Below are 12,760 nucleotides of genomic sequence, written 5' to 3' on the forward strand. Positions count from 1 at the left end.
GCCGCGCCGCCCGGCAAACCCCCTGTTCACGGCCAGTTAGCTGGGCAACCTCATACTTTCGGTTGACTTTTTTCTGGCTGTTCGGGTTACAGTAAGTCCACCTGTTGGGTATAAGGCGCGGACAAGGTGCAGGTGCAGGGAGGACCACCATGACCGCCACATACGCCCCCACGTGGGCCGACGTAGACGATCGACCGCTCTCCGAGAGCGCCAGCGACGTGCTCGCCGCTATGGCCGCACTGCCAGCCGGGCACCCCCGCCGCACGGCGCTTCGCGACCGGGCCATCGAGGCATGGCTGCCGCTGGCGCGCCACCTGGCGCAGCGCTTCGCCGGGCGAGCCGAGCCAATGGACGACCTGGTGCAGACCGCCACGGTCGGCCTCATCAAGGCCGTCGACAAGTTCGACCCCGAGCGCGGCGTCGACTTCACCGGGTACGCGATCCCGACCATCATCGGTGAGCTCAAGCGCCACTTCCGTGACCGGACCTGGGACGTACGCGTGCCGCGGCGCCTCCAAGAGCTGCGGATGAGCATCGCCGAGGCGGGCAGTGTGCTCAACCAGTCGCTGGGCCGCTCGCCGACGGTGGCCGACATCGCGGCACACCTGAAGATCTCCGAAGAGGACGTGCTGGAGGGCCTGGAGGGTGCTCGCGCGTACAACGCGGTGTCGCTCTCGATCCCCGCCGGCGACGGCGAGGGCGCGGTGCCGCTGGGAGATCTGCTCGGCGGGGAGGACCCCGAGTACGAGCTCGCCGAGCTGCGCGTGGCTCTCGGGCCGGCGCTGGCCGCCCTCGACGAGCGTGAGCAGCGCATTCTCACGCTGCGCTTCTACGGCAACATGACGCAGACGCAGATCGCCGAGCAGATCGGCGTATCGCAGATGCACGTGTCGCGGCTGCTCGCCCGCGCGCTCAACAAGCTGCGCGGCGAGCTCACCGACTTCTGATGTGTGGTGGGGGCGGCCATGGCCGCCCCCACCACGAGAGGCACGTCAGGCTAGGCGACCGAGCAGGCCGACCCGTTCAACGTGAACGCGGTCGGCTTGGCGTTCGTACCCGTCCAACTGCCAAGGAATCCGAACGTCACCGATCCGTTCGGGGCGATCGTGCCGGTGTAGCTGACGTTCTTGGCGGTGACGGTGGCACCGCTCTGGGTCTGCGTGGCGCCCCAGATCTGCGAGATCTGCTGCCCGTTCGCGTACGACCACACCAGCGTCCACCCGTTGACGGCTGAGGTGCTGGTGTTCTGGATGCGCACCTCGCCCTGGAAGCCGCCGGTCCACTGGCCGACCACCGAGTACGTCACCGCACACGTGCCCGTCGGGCTGGAGGTGGGCGGCGTGGTCGGAGGCGTCGTCGGCGGGGTGGTCGGAGGAGTGGTCGGCGGCGTGGTCGGTGGGGTCGTGGGCGGTGTCGTCGGAGGCGTTGTCGCCGGCGTCGTCGGGGGAGCCCCGGTGCGGTCCGCGTACAGGATGCCCCGCCCGTTGGTGCCGAGGTAGACGCGACCGTAGATGCGCGGGTCGCCAGCGAGCGCCTCACCCATGTTGCCGTACTGGTGAGCGTCGTCGTTGATGCGCAGCCACGTGGTGCCGGTGTTGTCCGACCGGTACACGCCCTTGACGCCGTCGACCGTGCCGGCCAGGAAGATCGCCTGGTACGACTGCCCCGGCGCCGCGCGTCCAAATGCGACGTTGACGCCCTCGGTGACGTTGGTCAGCTTGGTGAAGCTCGTGCCGGAGTTAGTGGAGCGGAACAGTCCGGTGCTGCCGGTCAGCCAGATGTCGCCTTCGCGTCCCGGTACCGCCTTGAACTTCACGCCCGTGGTCGGCAGGCCGGTGGCCGCGGCCGTGAACGTCTGGCCGCCGTTGGTGCTGACGTAGAACGTGCCGTTGCTGACGCCGTAGAACTTCTGCGGGTTGACCCGGTCGGACTCGACGACCGCGTTGGCCGGTATGCCCTGCGACTGCTGCCAGCTGTTGCCGAAGCCGACCGAGTAGTGCGCCTGGATGCCGGCGTCGCCCGGCGCCCACACGAACCGGCTGCCGTCGGCCGCCGCGGCGATGGTGCCGCCGGAGTTGATGCCACCCGGTTCGCCGCCCTGGAACCAGTTGGCTCCGCCGTCGGTGGAGAACGCGGCATGGCTGTCGTTGGGACGGTCGGCGTCGGTGAAGTTGCCGGACCGCACCATCACGCTCGGGTTCAGCTCGGCGTAGTCGAGGCTGGTGGTACTCGTGAAGTACGGCTGCTGGAACATCATCGACGGTACGGCGTCGAGGTTGGTGTGCCGGAATCCACCGATGTCACCGAGGCCGCTGATCAGGGAGGCGCCGGACGGCGGGCTGATCAGGTCGAGTACCGCGGTCTCCTCCAACCCCTTCACCATGGGCCGGATCGTGACCGTGGTGTTGGTGTCCCAGTTCTTCAGGTTCGTCGAGCCGTAGATGGTGGCGCCGGTGCCGTACATGAACCGGTTGCCGTCGAACGGGTCGATCTCCATGGACTCGGTCATCCAGCCCAGCTTCGGCGTCTCCTCCGGCGGCTGCGGGTTGGCGCCCAGAGACAGCCACGGTGCCGAGGAGATATCCATCGTGTAGCGCTTGGTCCTGTTTGGATAGCCGGCCCAGTCCCAGATACGGGTCCAGGTCGTGCCGCCGTCGGTACTGCGGAAGAAGATGACGTCCGGCCACCATGAGATCTGGGTCGCGACCATGATGGTGTTCGGCGCGGTGCGGTCGATCGTCAGGCCGCTGTACCCGAAGTAGTCGTCGGAGCTGCTCGACGGGATCGGGCTGATCTGCGTCCACGCGCCGGTGGCGGTGTTGTACTTCCACACGTCGCCCTTGGCGCCGTCGTACGGGCCGCCGGTGTCGCTGGTCGCGATGTAGAGGAAGCCGCCGGCCGTGTCCAACACTCCCTTGTGGGCGATGTACCCGGTCGGCTGCCCGGCCACCCGCTCCCACGTGGTGCCGCCGTTAGTGGTGCGGTAGACGGTGTTTTCCTTGTCGGCCACGCCCACGTAGATGGTCTGCGTGGCGTTTCCGGCGGTACCGGAACGCTTGTCGAACGTCACCCAGACGATGCCCTGGTTGTCGCCCTGGTACGCGTCGCCGGGCACGGCCACGTAGTTGCCCGCGTTGGGGAAGTTGGTGACCTTCGCCCAGGTCGCGCCGTAGTCGAGGCTGCGCCATAGGCCGTTTCCGCTCGGTGCGCCCAGGTACAGGGTGCTGTTGCGGTTGGGGTCGACCGCGAGCCGCTCACCCATCCCACGGCCGGGCATGTTGCCGCCGAGCTTGAAGGGCAACGCGGTGGCCTGCCAGGTGTTGCCCTTGTCGGAGGAGCGCAGGATGGCGCCGTTGTTGGGATCCCAGCTGTTCGTGTACATGCCGGCCGCGACGTACACCCGGTTGGTCTGCACGGGGTCGGTGGCCAGGCTGACCACGCCGTTGTACCCCCACCGGTCGTAACCCACCCAGTCGAGCAGCGGCGTCCAGGACTGGCCCGCCTGGTCCCACCGGTAGGCGCCGCCGATGTCGGTGCGGGAGTAGATCAGGTTGCGTTCGGTCGGGTTGAAGATGATCCCGGGTACGAACCCGCCGCCGTCGATCCGGACGTTCTTCCAGTTGTACGGGTCGGAGGCGGCGGCCGACGCTGGCGACGACGGGCTGAGGACGACCTGCGCCGCGACCGCCGTCACGCCGGCGGCCACGACCGCCGCGAGCGCGCCGACAAGAGTTCTTCGCATTAACGGCTCCTAGAGTGAGCAAGCGCTTTCCTAGACGACGACCGCCGCGCACAACGAAGATCAATGAGGGATCCCCTGCGCGGGTCTGGCTGTCGGAAGCTGCCCAATGCTTCCACTCCGGCTCCGTGGCAGAGATTCACACACGTAGCTGAGTCGTGTCAATAGTTTGACATGCCAACTAACTACCGGCGGCGTCCAGGCGCTCCTGTAGGCGGGCGCGGATCTCCTCCGGGGTGTACGCGCGACGGCGGCGCTCCGCCCGGACGATGACCGCTCCGGTGGCGGCCACTCCGACGAAGGCCGCCAATCCAAGTACCTTCCACCAGCGCATCCACATAGGGTAGTCGGGTGGCCGGCACAGCGATCACCCTTGACGAGGCCGTCAATCTGACCCGTTTGGGCGACCTGTGGCTGTTTCGGGGCCGTTCGGGGCCCGACCGGGCCATCCAGTTCACCACCAACAGCCCGGTCAACCACGTCGGGATGGCCGTCGTGCTCGAAGACATGCCGCCGATGATGTGGCACGCCGAGCTGGGCAAGTCGCTGCCCGACCTGTGGTCTGGCAACCACCATCGCGGCGTCCAGCTCCACGACCTGCGCTCGGCCGTGCTGGTGTGGGCCCGGAGGTACGGTCAGCGGGCCTGGCTGCGGCAGCTCGAGCCGCCGCCCGGCGCCGAGCAGGAAAACGCGGTGCTGCGCACGATCGCGCGGCTCGACGGCACGCCGTTTCCGTCGACCACGCAGCTCGCCTGGCGCTGGCTGCGCGGGCGGGCACCGGTCGGCACCCGCCCGCGAAAGCCCAGCAGCGCGGCTCTGGAGAGCGCGTACTGCGCCGAGGTCGTCGGGATCACGTACGAGTCGATGGGGTTGCTCCCCGAGGGGCGCGACTCCAACTGGTACGACCCCGGACGGTTCTGGAGCGGCGACGACCTGGGCCTCACCGGTGGATACCGGCTCGGCACCGAGATCGCCGTGGAGATACCGCCGGTCTAGCGCGACTGGAGCGCGTCGAGGCCGACCGCCATCGCGATGACGAGGCGCCGGTCGAGACGCGGGTCGTCGATCGAGACCACGTACTTGTCACGCAGGCCCCACTTCTTCACCACCGAGAACGCCGGCTGGCCGCCCTCGTAGACGAAGTCGAAGTGGTACGGCAGCCACGACAGCGAGTCGACGAACCGGCGCAGGATCGCCACCGGCATGCTCCGCTCCTGGCCGGTCGCCGGCGGCAGCCCCGGCTGCTCCACGATCCACGTCGAGCGCAGCAGGGACCGCTTGAAGTCCTTGCGGAACAAGCCAACGGCGGTGCCGGCCGAGTCGGTCACGTCGTAGGTGGCGCCGAGGTCCATCACCGAGCGGGCCTTGAAGGCGAGCACCGGGTACTGCTTGGTGTCGTCGGTGTAGAGCGTGACCTGCTCCTTGAAGGCCATCCGCTTCTGCTGCGCGAACGCGAGCAGCCCCGCCTCGGAACCGTCCGGCCCGGCCGCGTGCACCTCGTACTGGTTGACCATCATGCGGATGCGCTGCCGCACGACGAGCTGCTGCTGCGCCTGAAGCTGCTGCAGTTCCATATCTGTGTTTCCTCCCCTATGAGGCCGATCGAGATCTGCTGAATTTGATCGGGGCGCAGTCTGCCACAGCCGCACAACCTATGGTGAGGGCATGGCGAAGTCGCACGTCGTGGAGGTCGCCGACCGTGAGGTGACGATTACCAATCCGGACAAGCTGCTCTTCCCGTCCGGGGGCCACACCAAGCTTGACCTGGTCAATTACTACCTGGCGGTGGCCGACGGCGCGCTGCGCGGCGTCTCCGGTCGCCCGATGATCCTCAAGCGGTTCGTAAAGGGCATCGACGAGGAGGCGTTCTTCCAGAAGCGCGCCCCGTCCAACCGTCCAGAGTGGTTGGAGGTCGCCGAGCTGAACTACGCGTCCGGGCGGTCGGCCGACGAGATCGTGGTACGGGACGCGGCCGGGCTGGCATGGGTGATCAACCTGGGCTGTGTCGACCTCAACCCGCACCCGGTACGCGCCGAAGACCTCGATCACCCCGACGAGCTGCGCATCGACCTCGACCCGGTGCCTGGCGTCGACTGGCGACAGATCCTCGACGTCGCCGTGGTGGCCAAGGAGGTGCTGGAAGACCACGGCCTGACCGCGTGGCCGAAGACGTCCGGTTCGCGGGGTTTCCACATCTACACCCGCATCGACCCGCACTGGTCGTACCGGGACGTGCGGCTGGCCGCCGAGACGGTGGCGCGCGAGGTGGAAAACCGCGCCCCCGACCTGGCCACCAGCAAGTGGTGGAAGGAAGAGCGGGAGGGCGTCTTCGTCGACTTCAACCAGAACGCCAAGGACCGCACGGTCGCGTCGGCGTACTCGGTCAGGCCGAAGCCCGACGCCCGCGTCTCGACCACGTTGACCTGGGCGGAGGTGCCCACCTGCCAGCCGGAGGCGTTCACGTTGCCCGCGGTGCTGGAGCGGTACGCGGAGATCGGTGACCCCTGGAAGGGCATCGAGGACACGGGCGGGTCACTGGACCCCTTGCTGGAGCTGGCGAAGCGGCTCGGCCCGGCGGAGAAGCCACCGAAGGGCACGGGCCGGCGGCAGTCGACGATGCCGCTGATCGAGATCGCCCGCGCCAAGACGAAAGACGAGGCGATGGCGGGGCTGGCGCGCTGGCAGGAGCGGCACCCGTCGGTCGTGCGGCACCTGGAGGCCGCCGACACGCTGGTCGACGGGATGCGCGGCCGCAGCTCGATCTGGTACCGGATCCGGGTCAACCTGCAGCACGTCCCGGAAGCCGAGCGGCCCGAGCAGGAGCCGCTGGAGGTCGACTACAACCCTTGGGTGCGCGACGAATAGGTCGGTGAATTCGACCAGACTTCTAGCCACGCCGAGTACCGTCTATAGATATGCGCCGATCTACATTCGCCCGGGCGGCCGCCGCGCTGGTTGGCTGCCTCGCCGCCGTCACCTTTGTCCCCACGCCGGCCCACGCGGCATCGGCGACGTTCACCAAAGAGAGCCAGTGGTCCACCGGGTACGTCGGCAAGATGACCGTGCTCAACGACGCGACGTCGACCATCACGTCCTGGCGGGTGGAGTTCGACCTTCCCGCAGGCACCACGATCGCCAACCACTGGAGCGCCTCGCTCGTCCGCACGGGCAACCACTACGTCTTCACCAACCTGCCGTGGAACGGCACGCTGGCTCCGAACACGTCGACCTGGATCGGCTGGATCGCGAACGGCACCGGCATACCCTCGAACTGCACCGTCAACGGGTCTCCGTGCGCCGGAGGGCCGCCCCGGCTGGACGTCGAGCCACCCACCACACCGCCGAACGTTCGCGTCACCAGTAGCGGCGGCACCGTGACGATCGCCTGGGATCCGTCCACAGACGACACTGGCGTGGTCGCCTACGAGTTCTGGAGCTCGACCGGGCGGGTCACCTCGACGACCGGCACCTCCCACTCGATGCCGACGCCTCCGCCGGCGATCCTGACGTACGGCATCCGGGCGGTCGACGCGGCCGGCAACGCCTCCGTGGCCGCACCCGTCCACTTCGGACAGCTGCCCGACACGACGCCGCCCACCACTCCGACGAGCGGGCGCTTCACCAGCATGCACACCGCGCAGGGCCAGCTCGGCGTGGGATGGGAAGCCTCGCGCGACGGCACCTTCGTCCTCGGGTACGAGGTCACGCTGAACGGCCGGGTCATCCGCTCGGTCGGCGGCACCACCAGCTACGTCCCCTACACCGGCTACGGCACGTACTGGGTGTCGGTGCGGGCGTTCGACCCGTCCGGCAACTACTCGGCACCGCTCGCGTTCGGGATCGCCATCGACCCGCCGCCACCGACCCCGACGCCCACCCCCGCGACGCCATGAGAAGAGCGTCCTACCTGCTGATCCTCGGCCTGGTGGCGCTGGCCGTCGGCGCGCCCGCGCGCGCCGACGCCGGCCACCAGGGCGCCGAGACGGCGGCGGCGTGGAACGAGCTGGCACTTGATGCTGTACGGGTCACCCGTGCCACCGACGCGAACGCCACCCGGCTGTACGCGATCCTCAACGTGGCGATGTACGACGCCGTCAACGGGATCACCGGTGAGCGCTCGGCGGCCCTCGTGACCGGGTCCGGCCACGGCGACCCGCGGGCCGCGGCGGTGGCCGCCGCACACGCGGTGCTGGTCAGGCTCGACCCCGATCGCACAGCCGCCTACGACGCCCGGCGCGACGCCGACCTGGCCGGCATTCACCCGGCGCACCGGCGCAACGCGGGCGCCCGTTGGGGTGCACACGTCGGCGAGACCGTGGTGGCGGCGCGCGCCGATGACGGCTCGTCGCCTCCGCAGTCCCAGCCGGCTGGCGCGGGACCGGGCGTGTTCCGGGCGGAGTGGTCGGGCACCCAGTACCGCGACGTGCGGCCGTTCGCCGTCGCGGATCCGGGAGCACACGTGCCCGGGCCACCACCCGCCCTGGACAGCCTGGACTACGCGGCCGCCTTCGCCGAGGTCGCACTGCTGGGCAACGCGGCGATCCCCGCGCCCGACAAGCTCGCCACGTACCAGTACTGGTCGCTGCCGGCGGGTTCGGTGCAGCCCGCGGGCGAGTGGCTGCGCATCGCGCTGGGCGTCACCACCGACCGCCACCTGTCGCTTGACCGGACGGTGCGGCTGCTCGCACTGCTTGGCATGGCCTCGGCGGACACCACGGTGGCGACCGTGCGCACGAAGTACCAGTACCGGCACTGGCGTCCCACGACCGCCATCCGTGAGGCGGACACCGACGGCAACCCGTACACCCAGCCGGATCCGGCCTGGGCGGCACGCGCCGGCAGCGCGGGCGGTACGCCGGAGTACGTGTCGGGACACAGCTCGTACAGCGCGGCGGGGGCGACGGTCCTCGCCGGTTTCTTCTGCGCGGACGGGATCGGGTTCACGCACACCACCGACAGCGCACCGGGCGGCGTGCCCCGGTCGTACCCGGGGTTCGCGGCAGCCGCCGCCGAAGCCGGCCGGTCCCGGGTGTTCGGCGGTCAGCACTTCGAGTTCAGCAACCAGGTGGGGCTCGCGGTGGGCCGGGGCGTCGCCCGGGAGGTACTGGCCGGCAGCCTGCTCACGGTCGACGGCCCCACCCACATTGGCGAATGCCCTAGATAGTCACGCCCACTCGTCGCGGTGCTGGCTGAGCGCGGCCAGCGCCGCGTCGGAGTCACCACGCGGCCGGGACGAGTGCCGGCTGCGACGCTTGCCCGTGGCGGTCACCACCGCGGCGAGGGCGGTGGTGATCGGCACAGCGGCGATCAGCCCCATCGTCGCCACGACGCTGCGCACGATCTCCTGCGCCAGGAACTCGCTGGTCAAGGTGTCGGTGACCGCTCGGCCGGCCGCCACGATCAGCAGCAGCACGGGGAGCGACGCGCCCGCGTAGGCGAGCACGATCGTGTTGACGGTCGAGGCGATGTGCGCGCGGCCGACGCGGGTGGCGGCGCGGTAGAGCTCCAGGCGGCCCAGCGACGGGTTGGCCCGGGCCAGCTCGGTGACCGTCGCCGCCTGGGTCACGGTGACGTCGTCCAGTACACCCAGTGAGCCGATGATGATGCCGGCGAGCAGCAATCCGTGCAGGTCGACCCCGGACTGGACGAACGCCAGAGTCGTGGCATTTTCGTCCCCGTACCCGGTCAGGTGTGTGACCGCGGTCGCCACGGCACCCAGTACACCTGTCAGGACCAGGCTGGCGAGCGTGCCGAGCACCGCGACGGACGTCTGCGCGTTGACGCCATGGGTGAGGTAGAGCACCACGAACATGATCAACGCGGCCCCGACGACCGCGACCAGCAGCGGCGGCTCGCCGGCGCGGATCGCGGGCAGCACGAAGATCAGCAAGATCGCGAAGCTGGCCGCCAGGCCGCCGAGCGCGGCGAGGCCGCGCCAGCGGCCAAAGCCGACGATCGCGGCGGCGAAGAGCACCACCAGCCAGACCAGCGGCTGGCCACGCTGGTGGTCCGCGATGTTGTACGTGCTGATGGTCGGATCGTCCGGATCGCTGAGCACGACGAGGACCACGTCGTCGCCCACGCCAACCTTGGGCGCGCCGGGCCCGGCAGGTATCGGGGCGGTGACCTCCTTGCCCTTGTCGGGCCCGTCGTCGACCTTGACCGTCACCGTCCCGCACGGTCCGGCGGGCAAGCTGGACGGCACCTCCGACGCGGGCGGGCAGGCCTGCTCGACCACCTGCGTCACCGTGCCGTGGTGGCGCGCCACCTCATCGTCGGACTGCGCCGCCGGCGGTGTGTCGCGCGGCCACAGGATGGCCGTGGCCACCACCGTGACCGCGAAGAGCGGGATCACGGTGGCGGCGAGGATCTTGCGTACCCGCGGCGGTGCCGGTGCGGGGCTGTCGGCCGGGGTGTGCACGTGGTCGCTGCCCATGGGGTGAATCTATTTGACAACCAAAGCTAATGACATTAGCTTCTTAGCTATGTCTCGTAGGGTTGGTCTTTCCACCGCCGCGGTCGTCGACGCCGCCATCGAGGTGATCGACGAGAGCGGGCTCGAAGCCCTCACGCTCGCCGCCGTCGCCAGTCGCACGGGCGTAGCCGCCCCGTCCCTTTACAAGCACGTCGGCAGCCTGGGCGAGCTACGCACCCTGGTCGGCCTGCGTCTGCTTTCGGAGATGACCGAGCGCTTCACCGCCGTGGTCATGGGCCGCAGCGGCGCTGAGGCCATCGCGATCCTGATGAGGGAGTACAGGGCATACGTCATCGAGCACCCCGCGCGCTACGCGGCGATGCCCGCCGACCCCCTGCGCGACGCCGCACTGGCCGCCGCCGGCACCAAGCTCCTCAACGTCTTCCTGGCGGTGCTGCGCGGGCACGGCATCGAGGGCCCCGACGCCATCCACACCACGCGATGCGCCCGCGCCATCACGCACGGCTTCGCGTCGATCGAGGCGAGCGGCGGCTTCGGCCTGCCCGAAGACCTCGACGAGACCTACGAACGCCTCATCCAGATGTTCATCGCCAGCCTCTGAGGAAGCCTCATGTCGACACCCCTCGCCCGCCTCGGCGCGCCCACCCTCGCCCTCGCCGGTGCTCTCTTCATCCTGTACCCCGCCGTCCGCCCCTGGCACGACGAGTCCACAGTCGACGGCGCCATCGCCTCGATGTCCTCGGGCGCTTGGGTCGCCTCACACCTGTTCGCGATGATCGGCTTCATCCTGGTGCCGCTCGCACTGCTCGCCCTGCGCGGCGCGCTCGCCGGCACCCGGTCCGAGCGGCTCGCCCTCACCGCGGCGATCACCACCTGGATCGGCGCGGGCCTGACCCTGCCGTACTACGGCGCCGAAGACTTCGGCCTCCACGAGATCGCGTCCTCGCCCGACGCCTCCAAGATCGACCTGCTCGCCATGGTCGACGCGGTGCGCTTGAACCCGGTCGCCGCGACGACATTCATGATCGGGCTGCTCGCGTTGGGTGCTGGCGCGATCATGGCTGGCATGGCGGTCTGGCGCTCAGGTGTGCTGGCGCGTTACAGCGCGATCCCGTTCGCGGTCGGGTTCGCGCTGTTCATCCCGCAGTTCTGGGCACCGGCCGCTGTCCGGATCGCCCACGGCGTACTGGTCGGCGCGGGCTGCGCCTGGCTGGCGTGGGAGATCCGGAAAGCGGCTCTGCGCAAGTCCTAGCCCAGCAATTCCTAGCCGAGCAGGTCGTGGCGGACCACGTTCTCCTCGCGCCCCGGGCCGACACCGACGATCGAGACCCGGGTGCCGACCAGCTCCTCGATCCGCTCCACGTACGCGCGGGCGGCCGGGGGCAGGTCACTGAAGACACGAGCCTTCGTGATGTCTTCCCACCAGCCCTGGTGCTCCTCGTAGATCGGGCGGGCGTGGTGAAACGCGGTCTGCGTCATCGGCATCGTGTCGATCCGCTCGCCGTCGATCTCGTACCCGACGCAGATCGGCACCTTCTCCATGCCGGTCAGCACGTCGAGCTTCGTCACCACCAGGTCGGTGATGCCGTTGAGCCGGGTCGCGTACTTGGCCACCACCGCGTCGAACCAGCCGCAGCGGCGCTCCCGGCCGGTCGTCGTGCCGTACTCGGCACCGATCTTGCGAAGGTGGGCGCCGTTGTCGTCGAACAGCTCCGTCGGGAACGGCCCCGAACCCACCCGGGTCGTGTACGCCTTGGTGACCCCGATGACCTTGGAGATGGCGGTCGGGGGGATGCCCGCGCCGACGCACGCCCCGCCCGCCGACGGGTTGGACGAGGTCACGAACGGGTACGTGCCGTGGTCCATGTCGAGCATCGTGGCCTGGGCGCCCTCGAGCAGGACCGTGTCGCCGCGGTCGAGCGCGTCCCACAGGATCGTGCGCGTCTCCGCGATGTACGGCCGCAGCCGCTCCGCGTACGCCAGGTACTCCTCGACGACCGCCCCCGGGTCCTGCGCCTTGCGGTTGTACACCTTGAACATGATCTGGTTCTTCTCCCGAAGCACCAGCTCGAGCTTCTTGCGCAGGATGCCCGGGTCGAGCAGATCCTGCACGCGGATACCCATCCGCGCCACCTTGTCGCCGTACGCCGGGCCGATCCCGCGACCCGTCGTGCCGATCCGCGACGAACCCAGGTAGCGCTCCACCACCCGGTCGAGCGCCCGGTGATGCGGCATGATCAGGTGCGCGTCGCCCGAGATGCGGAGCCGCGACACGTCGACGCCACGCTCGGCGAGGCCGTCGATCTCCGCGATGAGCACCTTCGGGTCGACCACGACCCCGTTGCCGATCACAATCATCGCGTTGGGTGACAATGCGCCGGACGGCATCAGGTGCAGTGCGTACTTCTGCCCGTCCGGAGTGATCACAGTGTGGCCGGCGTTGTTACCGCCGGAGTAACGGACCACGTAGTGGACCCGCTCGCCCAGCAGGTCGGTAACCTTGCCTTTGCCCTCGTCGCCCCACTGCGCGCCGATGAGCACGATCGCTGGCATCTTTTCCCGCCTCCAGGGGCTCGGGTGCCAGG

The 12,760-nt window shown here is 69.4% G+C and carries 12 protein-coding genes; 7 read left to right on the plus strand and 5 right to left on the minus strand.

Features of this window, described 5'->3' with window-relative positions; translation table 11 throughout:
• Window positions 1–149 precede the first annotated feature (149 nt).
• Entirely contained in the window at window positions 150–947 is a 798-nt protein-coding gene (locus QMG73_RS01440) for an RNA polymerase sigma factor SigF (protein WP_281891877.1), read from the plus strand.
• Window positions 948–997: 50 nt separating this feature from the next.
• Here QMG73_RS01440 and QMG73_RS01445 read toward each other — a convergent pair whose 3' ends face one another.
• The gene (locus QMG73_RS01445; RefSeq protein ID WP_281891878.1) at window positions 998–3,742 is read right to left on the minus strand and encodes a cellulose binding domain-containing protein; all 2,745 of its coding nucleotides are present in this window, start codon (window positions 3,740–3,742) and stop codon (window positions 998–1,000) included.
• A 178-nt stretch (window positions 3,743–3,920) separates the two neighbouring features.
• Window positions 3,921–4,073, minus strand: a complete 153-nt coding sequence (locus QMG73_RS01450) for a hypothetical protein (protein ID WP_281891880.1) — start codon at window positions 4,071–4,073, stop codon at window positions 3,921–3,923.
• A gap of 17 nt (window positions 4,074–4,090) precedes the next feature.
• On the opposite strand from QMG73_RS01450, the gene QMG73_RS01455 reads away from it, so the two are divergent.
• Entirely contained in the window at window positions 4,091–4,735 is a 645-nt protein-coding gene (locus tag QMG73_RS01455) for a hypothetical protein (protein ID WP_281891882.1), read from the plus strand.
• Here QMG73_RS01455 and QMG73_RS01460 read toward each other — a convergent pair.
• Window positions 4,732–5,313 (minus strand): LURP-one-related/scramblase family protein, encoded by a 582-nt coding sequence (locus tag QMG73_RS01460; protein WP_281891884.1) that lies wholly within the window; start codon window positions 5,311–5,313, stop codon window positions 4,732–4,734. The genes QMG73_RS01455 and QMG73_RS01460 overlap by 4 nt on opposite strands.
• Window positions 5,314–5,404: 91 nt before the next feature.
• On the opposite strand from QMG73_RS01460, the gene ligD reads away from it, so the two are divergent.
• The 3 genes from ligD to QMG73_RS01475 are packed head-to-tail and all read left to right on the plus strand — an operon-like array spanning window position 5,405 to window position 8,903.
• Complete coding sequence (ligD, locus tag QMG73_RS01465) at window positions 5,405–6,604, plus strand: non-homologous end-joining DNA ligase (protein ID WP_281891886.1); 1,200 nt, start codon at window positions 5,405–5,407, stop codon at window positions 6,602–6,604.
• 50 nt (window positions 6,605–6,654) lie between these two features.
• Window positions 6,655–7,632 (plus strand): cellulose binding domain-containing protein, encoded by a 978-nt coding sequence (locus QMG73_RS01470; protein WP_281891888.1) that lies wholly within the window; start codon window positions 6,655–6,657, stop codon window positions 7,630–7,632.
• Window positions 7,629–8,903, plus strand: coding sequence for a vanadium-dependent haloperoxidase (locus tag QMG73_RS01475; protein ID WP_281891889.1), 1,275 nt, complete (start codon window positions 7,629–7,631; stop codon window positions 8,901–8,903). The genes QMG73_RS01470 and QMG73_RS01475 overlap by 4 nt, the downstream gene beginning before the upstream one ends.
• On the opposite strand, the gene QMG73_RS01480 is transcribed toward QMG73_RS01475, so the two are convergent.
• A complete protein-coding gene (locus tag QMG73_RS01480; RefSeq protein ID WP_309299412.1) occupies window positions 8,904–10,175 on the minus strand; it encodes a YibE/F family protein in 1,272 nt (423 codons plus the stop codon).
• Window positions 10,176–10,224: 49 nt separating this feature from the next.
• Between QMG73_RS01480 and QMG73_RS01485 the strand changes: the two genes are divergently transcribed.
• Together QMG73_RS01485 and QMG73_RS01490 are read left to right on the plus strand one after the other, a co-directional pair.
• On the plus strand, window positions 10,225–10,776 hold the full coding sequence (locus tag QMG73_RS01485) for a TetR/AcrR family transcriptional regulator (protein ID WP_281891890.1): 552 nt from the start codon (window positions 10,225–10,227) through the stop codon (window positions 10,774–10,776).
• Window positions 10,777–10,785: 9 nt separating this feature from the next.
• Complete coding sequence (locus tag QMG73_RS01490) at window positions 10,786–11,427, plus strand: hypothetical protein (RefSeq protein WP_281891891.1); 642 nt, start codon at window positions 10,786–10,788, stop codon at window positions 11,425–11,427.
• Window positions 11,428–11,438: 11 nt separating this feature from the next.
• On the opposite strand, the gene QMG73_RS01495 is transcribed toward QMG73_RS01490, so the two are convergent.
• Window positions 11,439–12,728 carry an adenylosuccinate synthase gene (locus QMG73_RS01495; RefSeq protein WP_281891892.1) on the minus strand — a complete coding sequence of 430 codons (1,290 nt, stop codon included), beginning with the start codon at window positions 12,726–12,728 and terminating at the stop codon, window positions 11,439–11,441.
• Window positions 12,729–12,760: the final 32 nt, after the last annotated feature.

The sequence above is a fragment of the Phytohabitans aurantiacus genome, from assembly GCF_027923225.1.
Classification (GTDB): Bacteria; Actinomycetota; Actinomycetes; order Mycobacteriales; family Micromonosporaceae; genus Phytohabitans; species Phytohabitans aurantiacus.